The organism is Staphylothermus marinus F1 (assembly GCF_000015945.1).
Lineage (GTDB): Archaea > Thermoproteota > Thermoprotei_A > Sulfolobales > Desulfurococcaceae > Staphylothermus > Staphylothermus marinus.
In genome coordinates this window covers 1,523,888-1,546,209 of record NC_009033.1, presented here as the reverse complement: position 1 = coordinate 1,546,209, position 22,322 = coordinate 1,523,888, and the positions used below count along the sequence as shown (strand labels likewise).

Genomic DNA, 22,322 nt, shown 5'->3' with positions numbered 1-22,322 from the left:
ATATTTAAAATATATTATCAGGTTCAACTAAAGACTGAAGGTAAATGTTAAAATAACTATTTAATTTTTTCACGGTTATTTTTTAGGCAATCTATAGTCGATCTGCCAGTTAATAGTGACGATGTCTGATCCAGTATAGATCCATCCATACAGGTAGAGTCTATACTTACCAGGGCCCCCAATAGTTGAGATATCCATTTTTATAATTGTAGTATTCGTTGATCTCATTAATGGCCAGCTGAGCTTTGAACCTGTTTTTGTATTTTCGAATACTATTTTGTAAGAGTAGTCTAATACTCCGGTTGAAGATATATTTACTATAAGAACTATGTTTGTCTCGTTTTCGCTGAGATCTATTGTTTTGAAATAATAGCCTGGATATTCCATAGCATTAAATATGCCATAGAAATTTTTTCCTGTATATAGTGATAATCCTTGGCTTGTGAATACGTAGTAGTGGTTTTTGAATAAATTATCGAAATATAAGCTTCCACTAAATATTCTTATCCTTGTAGAATTAGCTATTGTTTCCTTAACCTCCTCAGTATATGGGTTGAAAGGTGTAATAGTTGTTGTAGTGGTTGTATATGTTGATTCTGAGCCTTCTCTTTGATTCATTGTTTGATTATAGATATGTATACTGATTAAAGAAGCTATGATAATTGCTATAATAGTTATTATAATTATTGATTTATGCTTCATTATTATTTCACCAGGTATCTTCATAGATATTTAGTATTGTTTAATCGAATTTTTGTTTTCACATCGATTGTTATGATAAAATGATATTTTATTGTTTTAAGTATTGTCTAAATAAGGAATCCTAGAAGATATGTTATTATCATTCCAATATACGCTATAGACAGCATTAATGCTATAGTTGATAATGTTATTTTCCAATTCCTAGATTCTAGCTGAATAACAGCTATTGTTGCTAGACAAGGTACGTATAGGATTGTGAAAACTGTTAAAGCAGCTATTTGTGCATCGTTTAAGCCTAGCTGTATAATGGCTGCAGTACCCGAGGAGGCTCCTGTTATAATGGTTAATGTACCTATTACTGCTTCTTTCGCAACAAATCCTATGATGAGCGCGAACGCCATTATCCAAGCAGCATCTCCGGATAAACCTATTGGTGATAATAGTGGTGCAAATACTTTAGCTATATCTGAAGCTATGCTTATAGAGGGATCACTTGTATAGGTTAGAGAGGATGTGAAGCTTACGGAGAACCATATTATTATGCTTAGAAAGAAAATAATTGTTCCCGCCTTTATTAGGAAATGTCTTGTCGCATCCCATACATGCCACCATATAACTCTAGGTATTGGTCTATGAAGCGGTGGCAGCTCCAAGAGGATCTCTGGTTCAATAATCTTATTCTTCTTCTTATCATATATGTAGAGAAGCTTGTTAGTGATTGCAAAAGTGGCGAAAGCCGCAACATACCCATATATTATTAGTAGAAGACCTTTTATACCTGACAAAGCTGATGCAAAAGCTAACATAACCACTAACCTAGCTTGACATGGAATAAATGGTAGAGTCATAATTAATCTTAGTCTTTCACGTATATTAGGAGTAGCTCTTGTCGCCATTATAGCTGGTACATTACAGCCTAAACCAAGCATCATGGGAAAGATAGCATGGCCCGATACACCTATTTTTGTCAACATTCCATGGAGGCTAACAGCTATTCTAGGAGCCAAGCCTGAATCCTCTAGTATAGCAAGCATTAAGGCTACAACCATTATTAATGGTAGAAACATTAATACTGAGCCAACACCACCTATTATACCATCTATTATGAGATGTGAATACATATTATCTCCCATAACACTATATAGGATATTGCTTAGATAATCAAAGCCAGACTCCATTAGTCCTCCTATACTATACTCTTCAACAGCTGATGCAAGATCGGGGTAACCCATGATATCCAATATAATGTTCAGAGGAAAACCGGTATTGATCGTGAAAGCTAAGATGAAAATAGTAAATAGTATGGTTAAGCCGAGAGTTGGGCCAATAATTGGTTTATAAAAGTATGAAAGTACTTTGCTTTTCCTAGAGCTAATACTAATACGAATAACTACCCCCTTCAATATTTCGTTGATGTATTCAAATCTTCTAATAGACAAAAGCTCTGATGGTTCTCTACCAAATATTTTCTTAACTTCATCTCTAATCGCACGTATTCTCTCTAGTACATCTTCCCCCATTTTCTGCCAAATAATTTGTTCAAGTTCTTCGTCACCTTCCAACAGCCTAACAGCAACCCATCTAATTGGGAAACCTAATATGTTGCCGTTCTTCTCCCTCAATATATCCACTATTGAATCAATAAATGGATTCAATTCTTTATAGTCAACTATAAGAGGAGTCTTCCTACCCTTACGCTCCTCTTTCACGTCTATTATTGTATCGAGCAACTCAACTATTCCGACTCCAGTAGCGGAAGATACTGGAACCACTGGAACATCTAATTTATTTGATAAAGCCCGATAATTTATGTGAATACCATGAGCATGGACGCTATCTACCTTAGTGAAAACAAGTATGACTCTGGGAGTTATTTCTAATGCTTGTATAGCTAAATACATTGTTCTCTCAGGATTCAACGAATCGACAAGCACTAGTAGGACATCTGGTTGTTGAGTTAAAATATATTTTCTCGCAATTCTCTCCTCGATCGTTGTCGCTGAAAAACCATAAATTCCAGGTAAATCAACAAAAATTATTCTTCTACCCCGATGAATACGTTCACCCACATGCTTCTCAACAGTGACTCCAGGCCAATTAGCTACATGAACCTTTCTACCAGTTAATACATTGAATAAAGTGGATTTACCAACATTTGGTTGCCCTATAACTCCTACTTCTATGTATTCTTTAGGCAAAAGTAAATCACCCCCGATAATTATAGTGGTTGGACAAGTATTCTCCTAGCAATTCCTCTCCCAACAGCAACCTCTGCCCCCATAATACGGACAATTAGGGGGCCTTTGCCATAATTAGCTACAACCTCTATGATTGCCCCGGGGGTAAAACCCATTTGGTACAATCTATATAGCCAGCCCCCTCCATGAGCGAATCCTATTATCCTCGCTTTTGCACCACTTGGCAATGTGTCTAATGTTGTTTGCATCATATTATATCCCCATATAATAGATGTTAGGCATCCCTAACACATTTTGTAAACACTCAATATATTTTAATTCATGTTCCCTATTAAAAATTAAATAATGACCTAGTTATCAATAGTTAATAACTGTTGAAAACGGTGTAATATTTGACGATATCTCAGGGATTATCATGGCTTATTTACCAGTACGGAGTTTTCGGAGTATTTATTGTATCTCTTATAGGAAACGCTATTCCATACTCTACTATACCATACTTAGTATTTATAGTATTATATTCTGGCTCCGTTCACGACCCAATCATACATGCAATGATAACATTTGCTGGAGGATTTGGTGCTGCTTTAGGTAAAGTAGTAGTTTATTATTTTGGTTGGGGAATAAGACATGTATTACCGGAGAATATGAAGGAAAATCTTGAATTATTCACAAGATTATTTAGAAAATCAACTTTTATAGCTGTATTCATTTTTGCTGCATCACCACTACCTGATGATATAATATATATTCCACTAGGAGCAACCAAGTATAGTTTGAAAAAATACTTCATAGCTCTCCTAGCAGGAAAAATAACTATTACAGGACTCGCTGTATTCTTTGGTTCATCCATTGAATGGGCTATAAGAGCAACTACAAATTATCCGGAATATATTACATTACCTATACTCATAGTGTTAACGCTTTATCTAACATATGTTATGGCGAAAATAGAATGGATAAAAATAGCGAGAATAGCGTCTGAGAAAGGATTAGTAAAGGCAATCATATGTATTATTATAGAAGTTTTCAGAATAACGTTCAATATGATCATATACCCATTTAAGAAAATAATTAAGTATTTAACATAGTCGATACCGATAATTAAAAGGAAAACGGCAAACTAATATTATGCTCTATATAATTAAGAATAAATGGGATGAAGAAGAACCCGGGATAGTAGCTCCGCTTGGAGCGATGATATATCCTAGCCAGTAAGCGGGCACGGACCATTCTCTATACTGAATCCATATATGATTGTTGATAAATCTCTATTTTCTTCCCGATCACTCCTTCTATCTTATTTAGTAGATCTCCTAGTTTATTGATTATAACTGTACAATCATAGTCGCAATATAATGTTATACTAGCTTTTTTGCTAAGTATATTTGTATCAGTAAATACGACTCTTTGATCACGGGTATAATCCAGTGTATGGGAGACAAGTATTAATAGTTCTTCCCGGTTGCTGGGGATTGTCCAATTCTTTAAAGTTTTTATTATAGAAATAGTTAGCTTCTTACAGTAATCTATATCTGTGCATGTATTCTCTAGTGTCTTCTCAATTATTCTTAGATCTCGTATTGAGTGCAGGATTGATGACAATAATGTTTTATACATTGACTTATCAATTCTAAGACCAAATAGGTCAGCAAGCTCTATGACCAGTTGAGCAGTTTTAGATGAATGTTTAAACATGGTATTCGAGCTATGCTTCATAAATAGATCAAATACTTTTCCAAAATGATCTTTATCAATTATTTTCATAAATAAATAATAGTCTTCAAGCATTCTTAGCTGACCAATATTCTCAATTGCATAAGGAACTCTATCACGTAAATACTTGATAGCACTATATAGATCATATCCCTTATACACTAGATACGAAGCTGTTACTAAACCACTCCTTCCAACACCACCCATACAGTGAACGAAAACTTTTCTACCATTACTGATTTGCTCCTCAATATACCTCGATAAATAATATAGTTCCAATAATTGTAAGGGGTGAAAATCAGGGGTTGGAACATGTATGTATTCTATGCCATAACTATTAAGCATTGATAAATAATAATCTATGCCGCCAGGTACTTCATGAGGCATAATAAGTACTATGAATACATCAAATGTTTCAGATAAACTTTTCAATTCATTAATCCTAGGTAAAGGACCCTGAGCCAACTTGTATGGAATAATCCATACATAGCTCAAATAAACAAGCACCTCTATAATTCTATTAGGAATTAAACGATCCTATTCATTATTATTCATGATCGTTTATAGATATTTTACTAAGTGTTAGTGTATTGTTTGAAATATTAATCATTAACTATTGCTGAATATTGGTACCCATCCTTTAAAATGGTCCCATCTCACTATTTCATCTATGCTGATCTCTTCTTTTTCGAACACTAAGCCATGTCCCTGCTCTACTCTTCCAATTATTTTATGTGGTATTCTAAACTTCTTCATATAATCAATTATCATATCTGAAAGCCTGGGATCTATTGTTAGTATAACGCCGTATTCTTCTCCGCCATTCAATACATATTTCCATAAGCAACGAGTGTTTCCATTACATATTTCTTCCAACTCCTTATAGTAGAGGGGTTTATCTTCCAGAATAATCCGAACATTTGACCTCTTCGATAACTCTTTTAAGGCATAACCTAATCCATCGCTTACATCTATTGAAGCATGTACTCCTCTATAATTACTCGCTATAACAATTGCTGTTTCAAGAAATGGTCTTGGACGTTTTGTTGCTTCTACAACCCATTCCTTATGTATAGCATTCTCAACCCCATTAATCGCTACATAACCCATTGCGCCATAAAGACTTGTAACAACAACTATGTCTCCGGGCTTAGCGTTTTTCCTACTAGGCGGTTTCTTAGCGGTAGTATAACCTATTACTGCAACACTAATCCATGGTGTACTAGATGAATTAGTGTCTCCTCCGAGGAGTCTTAAATTATAATCTCTTGAAGCTTCATCAATGCCCTTATATATTTCTTCAACAATGCTTGCCTCCATGCTGGGGGGTAGACCTAGTGAAACCATTATATCTCTGGGAACAGCTCCCTTAGCTATTTGATCACTTATAGCCCCCGCCACAGCTACGTATCCTACATCAGACCATGTCCTCCATGGAAGCTTCATAGAGGAAATACTGTATCCATCAATATTCACGAGTATTCGTGGAGAAATTGGGAGAATATCTCGTGCATCATCTGGATAATCTAAGTATTCTCCAGGCAAGGGTTTATGTATGTATTTAGAAATAATTTTCTCGAGAACACCTTCTTCTCCGAGTTCTCCTAGTTTCTTATCTCTATTCTCCAATTCATCCACCAAGCCATATGTTTTAATGATTCAATTAATCTCTTACTCCAAGGAATAAACACGTGGTGGTTTCCTGTTGCTTTCTCAACGAATTCTTCGGGCTTCAATGTTCCAGTATCTATGATTAATTGTGTTCTACAATAACCTGGCTCTAATAGTCCTGAACGAACTACTTTGCCTCTATAAATTGTTAACCCATCGAAACCCTTGTCAACCCTAATAAATAATACTTTATCAGCTCTAAACCTGCACACCACAGCATATGGGTTTCCTGTTTCAAAATGTGTTGTTAAGAAACAATTTCTTCCTAGAACCGGTGCTATTGTGCAATGAGCAAATCTTAAATAACCATCACTAGTTATACCGCTTGGATTAGATATCCATCCAGGATAACCAGTTAACGCCAAGCTTATAAATAGTGAGACCAGACTATAATAGTCATTTTCACAAGCAGTCGGTATTCCCTCTGCATTCATCATTGCAACCGCTAAGCATGGTGTAATATTGTATTTGAGAACTAGGGGAAAACAATCAATAACAATAGCGTTTGCTCCGTGTATTGATAAGAGCTTTCGTAGAGCATAATATATGCGTAGAACTTTGTCTAGATACTGTTTATTAGTGCCTGAGAGATCAATGTATTGATGCACGAGATTCTCTAATTCTCTTATATCGTCAATTGTAGCTTCTCCGGCTATCCTCCATAGTTCATCGTAGTTTACATGGATAATCTCTGCTCCGAATCTATCTGCGAATCTTTTTCCTTCATCACTAGTCTCAGGATAATCGTTGATCTCTATTATTCTCAAATATTTTAAACTATACCCAGCAACAACACCCTTATAAAACCTTGTAAACTTCATTAATAAATCATTTTTATCCAAGAAATAAATTAGCTTAACCTTTACACCAGCATCTAATAGTTTCGTTCTTAATGAAAGAGCTGATGCTAAGCTATTATGTTTACTATGAGCAATTATAAGAACAGGTTTCCTATCTGTGCTCATTAATACCTTATAAGCAAGCTTGCTTGTTCCACCAGTCAATAAATAAGCAATAATTAATTCATAGTTGTTAACATCAATGGTTACTGGCTCAGTAATTATATCTTTGTGTATTTCTAGATCTTTAAATACAGATAAGATATCAGTTACTTCTTGAAACATAGACTTATAGTATAGCTCACCATGCAACCTACTCGCAAAACCTAGCAGAAGCATTTTCATGAGAAAGCACCTGTTAACTTTTTCGGACAAGTATAAAATAATGGCATCAATAAATAATATAGTTTTAAAACAGTAAACTTATGATAAATTATCAAAACTGCATTCATAACTAATAAAATAAGTAATAATTGTATATCTTGCACTCAACCAATTACTTACAAGAATTTAATATGTATGTAAACATGTTGGTTAATCCTTTTCTATTTATTTTCTCGTATCGCCTGTTTATGTATTCACAAACTAGTTCTCTGGCTTCAGCGTAGAAGAATGGGTTTTCAATGCCGCTAAACACTAATAATATATTCTGTAATATATCGGTAATTCTAATTATTTGTTCGAATCTTTGGTTCTCAAATACTATTTTATCATAGGTTTTAAGAGCTAGCTCATAATATTTTAATGCTTTGTTATAGTCTCTCTTCACTTGGTAATATGTTGCAAGCCTATAATAGGTGTCTCCAATAATTGTTAAAGGTATATGTTTGTTCGTCTCATTGATCTCTAGGAGAGCTGTATATGCTTTATAAGCTTTATCGAGTTTTCCTTTGGATTCCCATGCTTTCCCAATAATATATAGTAGCTTAGCTTTCAAGTCTAACCGATTAATTTTATCTATGATCTTGTTTGCTTTCCTCAAAGCCTTGCCTGTTTTACCTTTATAATATAATATTTGGGCTTCATATGCTCGCCGAATATCTTTACTGATAATATTAGATATTTTTCCTAATTCTCTCTCTGCTTCCCCATATCTGCCACTCATTAATAATGAGTCTATATGTAATAGAATAAGATTTGGATCATTTATTGTTTCTATGATCCTTGATAATATTTTATAAATATAGTCCAGCTTATTTAATTCACTAAGGATAACAACTATTCTCTTCAAATACTGTATATTAGGCTTTATAGAATCTAGATCGGCTGATCTTAATAGATCGATTAATACATTAACAATCTTATCTATACCATATGATCCAGCATGTTTCCACTGCATAATTATTAGTCTCGAAATACTCTGAATAGCCATGCTACGCGTTATTTTCTTGTTTCTAAGTTGTTCATATAAGTAGTTGATTAGTTCTCCAATCCTCTTTTCAGCGAGTAAACGATTAATTCTATATGAAATAATGAATAATAACGTCATGAATTTAAACCGGTTGATCGGGTCTCTAATGGTCAATACAATCTCAGAGGTTTTTTCAAGAGCTGTTCTATATAGTTGATTTCCAATTAAGCACTTGATAAACCAATACTTAGCCATCACTTCTGTTGTTGGGGATAGTTTTCTAGTTAACATGGTTTTCAGGGATTTATGACATGTTGAGTAATTATTGTCTTGAATCTCGGAGATATTGATCCATAGTTCCAGAAGGTTTCTCTTCCTAACATATACTTTTCGAGATATGTTCTTGAATGTATTTAATAGTTCTAGGGCTTTCTTAAAGTAGTATGTGGCTTTCTCAGGATTTCTCAGTATCTTTACATAGTATATTCCTTTGGCATATAAGTAGTCTAAATAGATCTTTTTTGCCCATATACCGTAGTTCTCCAATAACTCATTGTATTGATTGTCTAGTTCAAGATATTTTTTATTAATTCTTTTCTTCCTAACTATGTATAAGGGTATAATGCTGAGATAAACATATCTGAAGCGGGGAATAGTAATGTATTTTTCAATATTATTCAGATATGCTTCAACTAGATCACTGCTAATCCATTTCTTTACGAGTCCATTCCTAATAATACGTCCGATCTCTAAGATCTCATGTAAATCTAATTTATTAAAATTACTAATTATTTCTGTAAGGTGTCTTCTAAATATTCTCGGACTATCTAGGAGAATTGATGCTTTTAAGCATTCTAGGTGTTTATAGTTACATGTATGTTTATCCAGCATCTCTTTCAGAGACATAACTGTCAATAATATTGGTTCTAAATGTTTTGTTTCTATGATATGGCCATACGAATCAACATCTTCGAGGAATTTATTAATTATAGCTTGTGCTTCATCAATTTTTTTCTCGAGTAAATTCGTTACAGCTAGTTTGTATAGGGAAAGTATGTATGTGTATGCATAATTTAATTCTCCATTAATTAATCTGTTATATGCGCCAATATATGATCTGTTAATGCTTAGAAGGGCTCTATCAAGATCTCCTATTCTGAGAAATATGTTTGCCTTATAGTATTCACTTAATGGATCAGTGCTTGAGATAATCCTATCTATTTTACCGCTTAGATAATCTAGCCTCATAATTACTCGTTTATTAAACAATTTTTTCTTTTCAAGTAGTTTCCGCAACTTATTATATTCTCCTGTTAAATAGAATAGTTTTTGTTTTAGCTTGTAGGAATTAATCTTGTATAGATGGTTGAGTAAGGGTAGGATTTGCTTAGATAAAGCTATTTTATTTATTATCTGATCAATCAAGATCTTCTTTATTAACATATTTTTCTCGGCATAATATTGCTTAACTAATTCTTCTAAATCGTTTTCACCACTATTAATAACCGTGAATAATTTCTTGGATTGTTTCTTTGACACCTTATATTTCCGTATAATATCCAAATAGTCTGTTTTTATCTTATTTTTAAGCATAAACAAGATCAAACAATATACTATATCGCTTAAATCTTTACCGAACCTCATGTTCTTCTTCAATTCTAATATATCTGAGTTCTGCGAGTATTCTAGAAAATGTATTGGAGATACATGTATTGCTTTCTTCGATCCTCTAATTATTGTTTCCAATAGTAATTCGGGATAATTGTTTGCTAAAACAAGTGCTTCTAACGGATTTTCTATTTTGTATGTGATAGTTTTTCTTAGTGAGTATATGTCTTCGAGAAAAGATTTTATTTCTTCAATTATTTCACTTATATTCTCGTCTTCATAAAGTTCTATCAGGCTCTTAATCCATGTTTTATGGGGTATTGTATATATTTCTCTGTTTATGTTTCCTAGTAGAAGTGATGGATCACCGTAGGCGTTCCTGTATCTAGTTATTGTTATAATCATGTTCTTCGTGGAGACCATGTTTATACCATGTGATGTTATTATGAAGCCTATTAATGGTGCATATTTACGAATATAATAATATCTAGTTATGAGCCTCTTTAATAGATCAGTAATATTATCATATTCTTCTTTCAGCTTATTCTTGGCAACATATTGTCTAATATGTAAGATTTTTAAATTGTCTGTTCGTTCAAGGAGTTTCTCGCTTGAAATTTTTTGGATCTCGCTTGGCGGATATAATTGATTGGTTAGAGCTAGAACAACTGTTTTATTCTTGAAACGAATAGGTTTACCAATATCCTCGTTTCCCAATACTATTTTTTCTCCTGACAATATTTTATCCATTAGATCAACTTCTCCAGAATTAATTGAAACCATATATCTTTTTCCTTGAAGTAGCCTCAGCTCTTCTAGGCTTAGATCATCGCCTACATATATATTTGTTCGCGGAACATTCTGGGGAGAAAGACTTGTAGCAAGTTGTAGATTATGCTTTTTCATCAATATATAGCTGGCCATGAATAAATGAGTAGTTTTACCTGTAAAGCTAGGCCCCATTATAATTAAATTATTATTTTTAGTAACAATGTCTGCTAACCATTTTGATCTCTTTATTAATCCTCTTGTTATAATGAGTTCATTTAATGGAGTGTTTAAATAAATTGCTAGTTCTAAGTAATTGTTTATTGGCTTATAGAATAAATATTTCAATAAATCATATTCCCTTCTTAAGATATCTACTTGCTTCTTAGTTTTTGAACACAACTCATCATTAAGTGATAGATCAGAGCATAACTGCTCGAATCCATATTTATTAAGAAAATTATTTAGCAGTTTCAATCTGAGATCTGGATCAATAATGCATAGGTCTAGTTTTGATATGATCGTATTAATGTTTTTCTTACTTATCTCCTTATCAATAATGTATTCGCATTTTCTCAAATAGTCAATATTTGTTCCTAGAATATCTCTGTACTTGGTAAGTGTTTTTTCTAATCCCTCCACCAATAGATCATGGGCTAAATTTATAAGAGCTAATACGTGGGGATAAATAAGTATTTTCTCCTTCAAATTCCTTATATGCTCTAATAATAGTTTTTCTCTCAACTCCGGAAAAACACCATTTCTATTCAAAGTTTTCGTTTAATAATATATTATTATGGAGAGAATTAAAAACGGCAACGCTAAGTTTTCTTTCTTGAAGCTATTAATTCATATATGAGAACGGCTAATATAACAACTATTATGGCTCCGCCTATGTACTGAATAGGGTAACTGTTTTCTTCATTATTAGATGTTCCTGTGTTCTTGCTTGTTTCCGTGGTTGTAGGGGTGCTTGTTTGTATCGGTGTATATGTTTTTCCAATATATTTATAGAGTTGTTCTAGATTTGTATCTATGAGTTTATAGTGTAGTATGTATTTGTAGTTGGTATAGTTGGTTGTTTCATTGACGTCGTTTAAATAATAATAGTCAAGTATAATGCCTGTTCCGCGATCATATGTTACATTAATGAATATATAAGATGCGAGATTATCTCTAGTTGATACAGACTCGTATGGTTTTGGATTATCAGGTATGGTTTCTGGTTTTACATATATGTTAAACTTTGTTTTATTATATACGGTATCCCATTTAACAAAGGCTTCAGCCTTACTACCAGGGGATCCGAGTACTTGTGAGAAATACCCTTTTGTATCATTAAGACTTAATAGCTCATAGTATCCTTTCATTCCTGTCTCGTTAAATGATGTAGCAACAAATCTTGCAGTACCAACTACATAGTAGTTTGCTAGATCCTCTCTTATAGGTGGATTAGTTATGATGCGCCCCTCTATTTTATACTGAAAATAAACTCCTGGTCTAACCCATGTAGGGATTCCTTGAATAGTTGTGGAGAAAGCTATAAGGCTTATTGTTATTAATGTTAATGCTACAATGAGAACTCTATAATTGATCAGCTATGTGCACCTCTTCGATAAGTATCTTGTTGTTTTTCAAAATACATATATCCATATTTATAAAACTTATGTGGAATGATGAAACGGGCTCCACGACTATAGTGATCTAATATAATATTACGTCTACAATACTCCCCTTCTCATAACCCTCTACATTTTCATATAATATTATATAACCATTTGTTTTTACAAGGCTAGATAATACTCCACTTCCCTTCAACATGTATGGTTCAACAATTACTTTGTTATCGGAACTAATTCGTATAGTTACACGTATATAGCTTCTATAACCTACCGTGTTCGGTACACGGCGAGCTAGAACCCCTTGAATAACTGGTTTAACAGGTTTTTCTAGGTCTAGAATATTATATAGTGTTGGCGAAACAATTGCTTCAAGACCTGTCCACGCGGCGACAGGGTAGCCGCTTAGTAGGAAGACTGGTTTATCATTAATTATTGCTGCACTTGTCGGTCTACCAGGCCTCATAGCAACCCCTCTAAATACCCATTCACCATATTCATCAACGATGTCACGAATAACATCTTCATCGCTTACACCTGTTCCACCAGTAGTTATGACTAAATGGTTTTCTCTCAATGCTTTAAACAATGCTTCTTTTAATGCTTCTTTCTCATCCGGGAAAACTCCATAGTATTTACTTGTAGTAAATCCTAGTGTCTCGATATAGTTTTTCACAAGCACGCTTGTTGAATTATATATTTGTCCTTTGTCAAGCTTATATCCGGGTTCAACAAGTTCTGATCCTGATGCAATTATTCCTATTCTCATCTTCTCAAAAACCTTTACAGTATTAATCCCTGTACTTGCTATAATTGATAAATGCCATGGTTTAAGCAATGTATTCTTTTTTACGAGAACCTCTCCCTTCTTGTAATCCTCGCCTTTCTTGGCAACATTAGCTCCGCTTGGCACAGACTTGTATATTTCGACTTCATCTCCTACACGATAAGTATCTTCATACATTACAACAGCGTCAGCACCCAATGGTAATGGTGATCCCGTTGTTAACTCAACAGCTTCACCATTTTTTACAATGTATTCATCTGGAGTAGAGCTTGGAGACATGTATCCCTTAACCCTTAATATTGCCGGGTTAGTTGGTGAAGCACCTGTAGTGTCGGAGCTTATAACAGCGTATCCATCAACAGCGGATCTATCATATCTCGGCTGATCAATTAATGCTACAACATCTTCTGAGGAAACATAATATAGTGCGTCCCAAACAGTTTTCTCAACAACTCTTAACTCTATTAGATCCTTAAAAGCCTTAGTAGCTTTCTCAACAGCTTCATCAACACTAATCAAACTGCCTAGAAACTTCACCATAGCTCTACACCACTAATACCTAATAATATATATGAGCCACCTAAAATTACAAACCATGTTCATAAGCCGGAAACCATGATATTTATTAAAGAACTTTTCTACTCGATTATTCCGCGATAAAGGTTTTAGTCTGATATATGTTTTTGTTCAACTATTTTATCTATCAATGGTTTTTCACCTATTGCTTCAGCTGCTGTAATTAATGCTACCTTATTTGCTTTAGCATAATCTATTACTTTTTTAACATGTTTTCTCCAATTAGCATCTCTTAATAAGTGGTGGTCGTAGATTATTATTTCTGGTTTTGAATCAATTATTTTAATCATGTTATCTATTGCTCTATCCAAGTTTATCTTGTTGAACATGTATGGGTATAGGTATGTTGGTGGCCCGTCAACAATTACTAAGTCTGGTGATAGGTCGCTTATGTGATATGCGTAGTCCTCTATTATAGGACCCATCAAGTCGCTTGTATAAAATATTTTGTAGCCTCTATTCACAATATATAATGGTGTGACCCATCCAGTCTTATCATATTCTACGCCGTGAAACCATGGAGGATAAATCTCAACATATGCTCCTCCCATCTGCACTTTTCGTCCATCACCGAGAAATATCCTAGTATTATCTGGTAAAACAATGTTATCTCGTATCCATGGATTTTTTCTCCAGTAATCAACGAGTTTATGAAACCATTTCTTACCCTTCAATAATAGTTCTCTCCTCCTAGCCATATAATCTCCATAGTTTCTTTCATGAATATATCTTAGATCATCAACTGGATCAGGAAACTTTTTCTGCCAAGGCTTAACATAGAAATCATCGAGTCTAAGACCTTGAGTATTAAGGATTTGTTCTAGGAATAACCTGGATCTTCTCCACTGACTATAATTAATATACTTGTTAGGATCCTTTATGTAGAGTTTTTTACCAGCATATATGTTCTCATTTTCTAAATCCCTATCGCTCAAGAGAATGTGGTGATCATAGTGGTAATGAGTGATAATTATTGTTGAGCATCGTCTAGCAACGGATCTTATTCTATATACAGCTTTTCTCCTAAGAATAATTTTTTCTTCTCTAGGCAATGGATAGCTTGGCTGCATAGCTGCTGCTCCAGGATCTATAAGGATACAGTTATTCCAATCAACATGTATGGCTATACATGATGATTTTGCTCCTAAGCTATCAAACCATATTATTTCTAATCCAGCATCCAATAGTATTTCTCTCAACATATCCAATACTGGTTCACCATATCTATATGATCTTATAGTGGTTGAGATATATTAGTTGTTTAAAACACAATAGTATTTTTTGGAGAAACCTGTGTGGCGAAAAGGTTTGAGCAGTATCAAAACAGGGCTGAAAAGGATTAGGAAGCCTTCGAGAATGCTTAGTGGTGTTAGTGTAGTTGCTGTTATGACTCATCCAATACCATGCCCCTTCAACTGTTATTATTGTCCCGGAGGACCACAATATAATGCTCCAAAAAGCTATTTCGGCAACGAGCCAGCATTGAGGAGAGCTCGTAGAAACCAGTTCCACCCATACAAGCAGGTTTGGAATAGACTGCTTCAATACGAGTATCTCAAACAAATTCCTAGCAAGGTTGAAGTCATAGTTATGGGTGGAACTTTTCTAGCGGCTCCGCAGAGGTATAAGGAGTGGTTTATAACAATGATATTTGAAGCACTCAACAGATACCCTGACCCGAATCCTCCTAGGAAATGGGATCTAGAATTGGCCCAGCTTAGAAATGAGACAGCTCGCCATAGATGTGTTGGTTTAACAATTGAGACTAGACCTGATTATGGATATGAGAAGCATGCTGATGAAATGCTATACTATGGTGCTACACGTGTTGAGCTAGGTGTTCAAAGCATCTATGACGATGTCTTATTAAAGGTTAATAGGGGGCATGGTGTTGCTGAGACTATAAAGTCTACTAGGATATTGAAAGATGCAGGTTTCAAAATAGTATACCATATAATGCTGGGACTTCCGGGAAGCGATCCTGATAGAGATATTGAAATGATGAAGGAAATATTTGAAAACCCAGATTTTAGACCGGACATGCTGAAGATTTACCCTACAGAAATTGTTGAGGGAACAGTTCTATACCAGTGGTGGAGAGAGGGATGGTATAAGCCATATGATGATGAAACAGCTGTTGAAGTCATATCGGAGATGTACAGGTATATACCGAAATATGTGAGGATAATGAGGATTAGGAGAGACATACCAGCACCAGAAGTTGTGGCTGGAACTAAGAAGTCTAATCTCAGAGAATATGTTGAGAAGAGATGCATGGAGAAAGGAATCAAAATAAATGAGATCAGGTTTAGAGAAGTAGGATTACAAGCTTGGAAATACGGTAGATACCCCGATCCCAAACATATAGAGATAACTAGAACAACATATGAGGCAAGTGGTGGGGTGGAGGAGTTTTTAGCGGTTGAGGATACTAGGAACGATATCATAATAGGATTCCTACGTATGCGTATACCAAGCGAGAAAGCACATAGACCAGAAATAGATAGTAGAACAGCGATCATTAGGGAACTACATGTTTACGGACCAGAACTACCAGTAGGAATACATGGTGAGTCATGGCAACATAAAGGGTGGGGTGCGAAGTTGCTGAGAGAAGCTGAGAGAATAGCTATAGAAGAATATGATGCTAAGAAAATGCTGATACTATCAGGAATAGGGGTTAGAGAATACTATCGAAAATACGGATACTATAGACCACCAAACAGTCCATACATGCATAAAATACTCTCCTAAAAGTCAACGTAGAAGCTTCTCCTCAAGCAACCTCCTAATACTCCTAAGCTCTTCAAGTATCTCCTCCTCAATAATCCTCCTCTCACGCGCCGACAAAATACCCACCCTCCTACGTAGTTCTGACGCTTCCTCCAAACCAGGATCCCTTGGCAACTGGAACAATGTAACTTGAGGCCTCAATGTACCCTGTGCGGGAGTATGTACATCTAAATTAACTAGTCCAAGCCTCCGCTGAAGAGTCCCCTCCCTAACACGGATCTCTGATATAAGGTTGTAAGGGACACGCTTCTCCCTCCTCCACCACACACCATATCGTGCATATACATGATCCTCTTCTATCCTGAAAAGAATTGATCAGAGAGGACTTTAGATCATTCATTACTAGTAGAAGATCACGGTTCTCAATGAGATATTCTATAGTGTTGATTATTGAGAGCTCAGCAGATCTAGGACTTTATCTGCTAAGAAAATGTTTCGGCGAAGAAGCTAGGACCTATAGAGATGTGTTTGAAAAACTTCTCAGAAATAACGTTATTAGCTCAGAGACTGCTAAGGGAATGAAGTCGTTAGCATTTCTACGCAACATGGTAGTACATAGATATTGGAATGTAGATGATGAGAAAATATATTTAGAAGCTAAAAGTAATGGTATACAAATTATTGAGAAGTTCATTGAAGAGGTAAGAAGTCATGTCTCTAAGGACCCTTGAAGATAAGAAAAGATTTGAATTCCACAGACTTGATCGGGGGAGAGGTCCAGGTTAGCAAAGATAATAGCAGGTGCTCTAAGTAGGAGGGATGAGGTTCTCTTAGCAGTTATTTATGGAGGATTTATCGAATACGAGTCTTTCCGAGACATAGATGTAGCTGTGTTTACAGGTTATAAGATACCATATAGTAGGGTGCAAGAGTACGAGGATCAATTATCTGAGGAACTGGAAGAACTTGTTAAAATACCTGTTGATGTAAGAGTTCTCGACTACACCCCCTCATGGTTCAGGGTTAGAGCACTAGAAGGGATAGTTGTGGTTGAGAAAATACCAGCACTAGCTACTAGGCTAAAATTTAAATCATACCAAGAACTAAGCGATATACGTGCAAAGATCGAATATTTAAAAACCAGGTTATGAATAAAGCATTAATGTCCGCTCAGAAAATATATTGTATCCGATCATGGTATGGATGAACCAAGTATTAGCATCCATGCTTACCCCTCACATACATCATAGTGGTTGCCCGTGCTTTATCTTTTGGTTGTTTTGGAAACTTTGGATATCTGCACGGGCTTCCCCCTCTTGTGTCGGGTTTTCATCCCTTCATCGAGGGGGCTATCGGGGCTCCACATAGACCACCATGAGCCCTTCATCTGCATTTCACAAATCATTAACCATTATATTAGTGAGGGGTTTATAAAGTGAACCCAATAATTAAAACAATCATGGTTTCCACAGTTTCCAAAACAACCATAGTATCCAAATAAGCAAATAGTCTAAACACACTTTGCTTCCAAGGATACATTAATAATTTTCTGGATCTAAATATGGATGTTAAAACTTCTTTTAAGAGCTAATATACTATCTGTCAAGAGCGTATTATGGTGCTTGTCAAGAAGTGTAATTCTAACACTTTTATATAGTGTAATATATATTTTTTATATAGTGTTTATATATGGTGTTTACGATTATGAGTGTGGTTGTAAGCATTCGTGTCCCGCGTAAGCTTAAAAAATTAATGGATGAGTTTAGAGATGAGATAAACTGGAGTGAGGAGATACGTAGATTTATAGAGATGCGTATCAAAGAGCTTCGCCGTAGAAGAGTTCTCAGAGAGGTTAGAAGAATTATAGAGCAATTGCCTGAAACACCCGTTGGAGTGGCAGATAAGTATGTGAGGGAGGATCGTGATAGTTATTGATGCATCATCCTTAGCAAAGTATTTGTTGAAGGAGAGAAACTGGTTGAGCATAGAAAAATACCTAGAACAAGGTGTTTATAGCTTAGACCATGTTTTAAAAGAAGTTGCTAATGCTATATGGAAACATACAGTAATATATAAGAGGATTACGAAGAAACAAGCAATACTTCTCTACAAGCAACTTCGCAGACTTGTGGATGAAGAGATAATATTTCTTGAAAACCAGGAAGAATATATGGGTAAAGCATTAGAGATAGCGTTAAACCATAGTATTACATTATATGATTCATTATACATAGCATGTGCAATTAAACACGGCGAACTCCTCACAAGTGATGCGAAACAGGCAGAAATAGCTGAAGCCTTAGGTGTTAAAATATACTATGTAGCTTAATACTTGAACAAACATAGGTTCATTAATGGATCCTCTCTATTTGCCCACTCCTCATCGCGACTATTCTAGCTGGTAGTTTTGCTAGTTCTTGGTCATGTGTTGCTATAACAACTATTCTGTTCTCTGAAAGCTTAGGTAGTATGTCTATTAGTTTCTTAGTTGATTCTATGTCGAGATTGGATGTTGGCTCATCAAGCAATACTACTGATGAATAATGTGCTTTTACTAGGGCTCTAATGAGGCTAACCTTCCTCCTCTCCCCACCACTCAGCTCGGATGGGTATTTATCTAGTAGTTTCTCGATATTGAATATTTTAACTAGTTCATCAACTAAGTCTTTGGGGGGTTGTTTCCCATATAGTATGAATGGGAGAACTATGTTGTCATAGGTATTGAAGTGTTCAACCATAATATCTTCTTGGAGAAGATACGAGTACTGGTTTCTTCGAAGAACTGCCAACATATTGTCTGGTAGCTTAGCTAGATCAAGCATGTCATTAACTATTACCGAGCCAGTTTCAGGCTTAACCATACCACATAACACGTTTAGCAACGTTGTTTTCCCAGCACTGTTTGGTCCTAGTAGGCTGTAAACAACACTCTTGCCTAGGGAGAAGCTTATTCCCTTGAGAACAGCCTTGCCACCATACTCCTTAACAATGTTCTCAACAACTAGTATGGGGCTATTCATTAAGCACTCACCCACCATGCTTAGCATTTGTTCAAGTCATTCAATATATTGGGTATAGGTGTGTAAAAAGAAGTAATCAAGTTCTGCAGCACAGAATACAGTATCTCTTTATATTCGTGGATACATATTCATAAGATTATATGCTATAAAGTCTTACAGGATTTGGAAGAGGTCTGCCTTATGGGTGAAGCACGGGAGAGGATGGTTGAGCTGATCGATGTACTTAGGAGGGTTGAGGATAGGCTTCTACACGCATTCTATGTAAGATCATCAATCTCCTACCTATACTGGGGCATTGCCTTATCCGGTTACTTCATAGCCTCCCTGATAATGAAATACTATGGTTTCCTAGGGAAACCGGTAGCAAACCTGGTATTCATAACGTATTGGGCTATAGCTTTATCAATCATAATATATGAGGATTATAGGGCTAGGCAGTACATGTATGAGTATTTTAGGACGCATCTGGAGCTCGGTGGAGGTGTGAGTAGGAGGGGTTTGCAAATATATTTCATTGGATGGTGTTTAGCTGCTTTCATTGGCTGGTTCCTTATACCCATCATTCTTGGGAGGAACCTTGTCCCCGCCGGATTCCTGGTATTCATAGGGCTTGGAAACATATCAATATATTTCGCTGCTAGAGCTGGTTATAGAGTCTCCATAATACCCCAGCTAGTTTTCTCAATACTGATACTTGTGTTAAGTGTGCCCATCGCACTTATCGCTTTGGCTGGATACCTTGGTCTTGCATGGAGCTTAGCTATCCTGATCACTATACTACTATACCTTATTGCAAGCCTATACTACATCAATAAGTCACTACATTAGACACAGCTAGTGTTAAACGGTGTCATGCAAGCTTGGAACACGGTCTTGACAAGCTTATCAAACTACTGAGCCATAAAGTGTTTAAGGCACCTGTTAGACTGTTCATTTATTTGGGTATTTCGGCTCTTTTAGAAGCTATGAAAACTATTCGGAACATGTTTTGTATGCATAGGGTTCACTTTATAAACCCCTCACTAATATTATGGTTAATAAAAAGCAGATGAAGGGCTCTATGTGGTCGGTGTGGAGCCCCGATAGCCCCCTCGATGAAGGGATGAAAACCCGACACAAGAGGGGGAAGCCCGTGCAAGTACCCATAATATCCAAAATAACCAAAAGATAATGCACGGGCAACCACATCATAGCCTAACGAATAATATACATATACTGTGATAAGAGATGAAACAAATAATATTGGAGAGATAAACAAGTATGTTCGGCGAAAAACTATTCACAACAACCTCTTACTTCCTCTTCAAAGTAAAGTATATAATTAATATTATGGGCAATGCAGAAACACCGATAAACAATAATAACTGCCTAACATCTATTATGCTGGGGCTGGGAGGGTTATAGTAGCCTATATCAATACTGTAAGGATTGATGTTTTCACCATATATTGCATCTCCCCAAAACACTACCCATAAATATTTGTCATTGCTTAGTTTAAGCTTTAAGAAGATGGCCCAGAAACTTAGTGGGTAAACCCATCTATAATCAACTACTCTCCCATGAGGGTTATATGGGAGTTCAAAACCCTTATAGAAAGATATGAATGTAATATATCTTCCTTTTGAAGGAGCATATGTTATATATTTAGTTATATTCTCATGCTTTATAACTAGGCGGAGGGCAAGGTTTTCTAGTTTATTAAGATCCTTTGTTAATGGTTTACCCCTATACCTCGGCTCCATGTCTTCAGTGAATGCTCCTTGATTCATCATCTTACTAATATATCGTGCTAGACTGATCAACCTGTTTGAGCGAGCATATACTACGATATAACTATAACTAATTACATGTCCTAAGATTTTACTAGTAGTTTTCTCCATCCTAAACTTTAACGGGATACCGTAGAATGTTAGAATGAGTCCTTTATCATATACTTCCTTAACCTCTAATGCATTCCTAGGATAAACAATGTATAGTGGAGAGAACCCTATAACCTCGTTTCCAGAAACAGCTGTATTATTAATTATAGTATATGTTAAGCTAACCTCTATACTACCATTAAAGTTTTCTGGGAACATGGAGGGGTATTTAACCAGTATCTTATAATTTGAGAGATTGTGTTGAAAAATATCTGAGATCAAAGCCTTCATGCACACTTTTATAGCTGAACTATTGATACGCTTAACATGGACTGTTCCACTAAGTTTTAGAAGCAACGGCAAGCCATGAACCATACATGGTCCTGCAGGCACATCTACCCAATACCATCCATCGGGTCCAAGCTTGTAGGTAATCTCAGATCTGCCAGCCTCCTCACTATAATTATAAAATACACGAATACCTCCAGCATTAAAGCTCACATTAGCACCGATCCTACTTAGTAAGTTCTCAACATAACTACGATCCATAGAGTAGACTTCATCAACCCCCCTCAACAATAGATCAACTGTTACTGGTTCAAATGAGCTAATATTCTTAATAGGAATAGCATACCCACTTACATGATACACTAGCCTCCCACCACTATTAAAAACCTGCATTCCAACACTATGTGTAGCCGGCAAGGTAGCTGACATACATACCAAGATAAAAAATATACAAATCAACAAATACGTTATTCTCACCATACTGATCTCACCCATGAAACCCTTGTTGGAACCATTCTGTTCCTACATATATCTTATTGGATCCTATTGAATAATTATAAACAACTAATAAAATTTTATAAAAAATA

At 35.5% G+C, this 22,322-nt stretch carries 20 protein-coding genes; 7 read left to right on the top strand and 13 right to left on the bottom strand.

What is annotated here, in order from left to right; translation table 11 throughout:
- Positions 1 to 75: 75 nt before the first annotated feature.
- The 3 genes from SMAR_RS08200 to SMAR_RS08190 all read right to left on the bottom strand — a co-directional run bounded on the left by SMAR_RS08200 (position 76) and on the right by SMAR_RS08190 (position 3,151).
- Entirely contained in the window at positions 76 to 702 is a 627-nt protein-coding gene (locus SMAR_RS08200) for a hypothetical protein (RefSeq protein WP_011839859.1), read from the bottom strand.
- Between the two features lie 107 nt (positions 703 to 809).
- Positions 810 to 2,900: a ferrous iron transport protein B gene (gene feoB, locus SMAR_RS08195; RefSeq protein ID WP_011839858.1), complete on the bottom strand. Its 2,091-nt coding sequence runs from the start codon at positions 2,898 to 2,900 to the stop codon at positions 810 to 812.
- Between the two features lie 20 nt (positions 2,901 to 2,920).
- The gene (locus SMAR_RS08190) at positions 2,921 to 3,151 is read right to left on the bottom strand and encodes a FeoA family protein (RefSeq protein WP_011839857.1); all 231 of its coding nucleotides are present in this window, start codon (positions 3,149 to 3,151) and stop codon (positions 2,921 to 2,923) included.
- Between the two features lie 141 nt (positions 3,152 to 3,292).
- On the opposite strand from SMAR_RS08190, the gene SMAR_RS08185 reads away from it, so the two are divergent.
- A complete protein-coding gene (locus SMAR_RS08185; protein WP_011839856.1) occupies positions 3,293 to 3,991 on the top strand; it encodes a VTT domain-containing protein in 699 nt (232 codons plus the stop codon).
- 145 nt (positions 3,992 to 4,136) lie between these two features.
- Here SMAR_RS08185 and SMAR_RS08180 read toward each other — a convergent pair whose 3' ends face one another.
- From SMAR_RS08180 to SMAR_RS08150, 7 genes are all read right to left on the bottom strand, one after another.
- Positions 4,137 to 5,111 carry a protein-tyrosine phosphatase family protein gene (locus tag SMAR_RS08180; RefSeq protein ID WP_011839855.1) on the bottom strand — a complete coding sequence of 325 codons (975 nt, stop codon included), beginning with the start codon at positions 5,109 to 5,111 and terminating at the stop codon, positions 4,137 to 4,139.
- A 114-nt stretch (positions 5,112 to 5,225) separates the two neighbouring features.
- A complete protein-coding gene (locus SMAR_RS08175; RefSeq protein ID WP_425277380.1) occupies positions 5,226 to 6,254 on the bottom strand; it encodes a thiamine-phosphate kinase in 1,029 nt (342 codons plus the stop codon).
- A complete protein-coding gene (locus SMAR_RS08170; protein ID WP_011839853.1) occupies positions 6,221 to 7,471 on the bottom strand; it encodes a fucose isomerase in 1,251 nt (416 codons plus the stop codon). Before SMAR_RS08170 ends, SMAR_RS08175 begins: the two co-directional genes overlap by 34 nt.
- A gap of 151 nt (positions 7,472 to 7,622) precedes the next feature.
- A complete protein-coding gene (locus SMAR_RS08165) occupies positions 7,623 to 11,597 on the bottom strand; it encodes a tetratricopeptide repeat protein (RefSeq protein ID WP_011839852.1) in 3,975 nt (1,324 codons plus the stop codon).
- Positions 11,598 to 11,674: 77 nt separating this feature from the next.
- Positions 11,675 to 12,223: a hypothetical protein gene (locus SMAR_RS08160; protein WP_011839851.1), complete on the bottom strand. Its 549-nt coding sequence runs from the start codon at positions 12,221 to 12,223 to the stop codon at positions 11,675 to 11,677.
- Between the two features lie 334 nt (positions 12,224 to 12,557).
- Complete coding sequence (locus SMAR_RS08155) at positions 12,558 to 13,799, bottom strand: molybdopterin molybdotransferase MoeA (RefSeq protein WP_011839850.1); 1,242 nt, start codon at positions 13,797 to 13,799, stop codon at positions 12,558 to 12,560.
- Between the two features lie 125 nt (positions 13,800 to 13,924).
- On the bottom strand, positions 13,925 to 15,037 hold the full coding sequence (locus SMAR_RS08150) for an MBL fold metallo-hydrolase (protein ID WP_244372538.1): 1,113 nt from the start codon (positions 15,035 to 15,037) through the stop codon (positions 13,925 to 13,927).
- Between the two features lie 127 nt (positions 15,038 to 15,164).
- Here SMAR_RS08150 and SMAR_RS08145 point away from each other — a divergent pair, with 127 nt between their 5' ends.
- Positions 15,165 to 16,589: an elongator complex protein 3 gene (locus SMAR_RS08145; RefSeq protein ID WP_052833949.1), complete on the top strand. Its 1,425-nt coding sequence runs from the start codon at positions 15,165 to 15,167 to the stop codon at positions 16,587 to 16,589.
- Positions 16,590 to 16,592: 3 nt separating this feature from the next.
- Here SMAR_RS08145 and SMAR_RS08140 read toward each other — a convergent pair whose 3' ends face one another.
- Positions 16,593 to 16,895 carry a PH domain-containing protein gene (locus SMAR_RS08140; protein WP_011839847.1) on the bottom strand — a complete coding sequence of 101 codons (303 nt, stop codon included), beginning with the start codon at positions 16,893 to 16,895 and terminating at the stop codon, positions 16,593 to 16,595.
- A gap of 44 nt (positions 16,896 to 16,939) precedes the next feature.
- Here SMAR_RS08140 and hepT point away from each other — a divergent pair, with 44 nt between their 5' ends.
- The 4 genes from hepT (at position 16,940) to SMAR_RS08120 (ending at position 18,897) form a co-directional block, all read left to right on the top strand.
- The gene (hepT, locus tag SMAR_RS08135; protein WP_148676798.1) at positions 16,940 to 17,299 is read left to right on the top strand and encodes a type VII toxin-antitoxin system HepT family RNase toxin; all 360 of its coding nucleotides are present in this window, start codon (positions 16,940 to 16,942) and stop codon (positions 17,297 to 17,299) included.
- A gap of 60 nt (positions 17,300 to 17,359) precedes the next feature.
- Positions 17,360 to 17,719 (top strand): nucleotidyltransferase domain-containing protein, encoded by a 360-nt coding sequence (locus SMAR_RS08130; RefSeq protein WP_169696958.1) that lies wholly within the window; start codon positions 17,360 to 17,362, stop codon positions 17,717 to 17,719.
- A 553-nt stretch (positions 17,720 to 18,272) separates the two neighbouring features.
- The gene (vapB, locus tag SMAR_RS08125) at positions 18,273 to 18,503 is read left to right on the top strand and encodes a type II toxin-antitoxin system VapB family antitoxin (RefSeq protein ID WP_011839845.1); all 231 of its coding nucleotides are present in this window, start codon (positions 18,273 to 18,275) and stop codon (positions 18,501 to 18,503) included.
- The gene (locus tag SMAR_RS08120; RefSeq protein ID WP_011839844.1) at positions 18,490 to 18,897 is read left to right on the top strand and encodes a type II toxin-antitoxin system VapC family toxin; all 408 of its coding nucleotides are present in this window, start codon (positions 18,490 to 18,492) and stop codon (positions 18,895 to 18,897) included. The genes vapB and SMAR_RS08120 overlap by 14 nt, the downstream gene beginning before the upstream one ends.
- Before the next feature lie 22 nt (positions 18,898 to 18,919).
- On the opposite strand, the gene SMAR_RS08115 is transcribed toward SMAR_RS08120, so the two are convergent.
- Complete coding sequence (locus tag SMAR_RS08115) at positions 18,920 to 19,588, bottom strand: ATP-binding cassette domain-containing protein (RefSeq protein WP_011839843.1); 669 nt, start codon at positions 19,586 to 19,588, stop codon at positions 18,920 to 18,922.
- A 180-nt stretch (positions 19,589 to 19,768) separates the two neighbouring features.
- Between SMAR_RS08115 and SMAR_RS08110 the strand changes: the two genes are divergently transcribed.
- Positions 19,769 to 20,416 (top strand): hypothetical protein, encoded by a 648-nt coding sequence (locus tag SMAR_RS08110; RefSeq protein WP_011839842.1) that lies wholly within the window; start codon positions 19,769 to 19,771, stop codon positions 20,414 to 20,416.
- Positions 20,417 to 20,880: 464 nt separating this feature from the next.
- On the opposite strand, the gene SMAR_RS08100 is transcribed toward SMAR_RS08110, so the two are convergent.
- Positions 20,881 to 22,098 carry a hypothetical protein gene (locus tag SMAR_RS08100; protein WP_052833888.1) on the bottom strand — a complete coding sequence of 406 codons (1,218 nt, stop codon included), beginning with the start codon at positions 22,096 to 22,098 and terminating at the stop codon, positions 20,881 to 20,883.
- Positions 22,099 to 22,322: the final 224 nt, after the last annotated feature.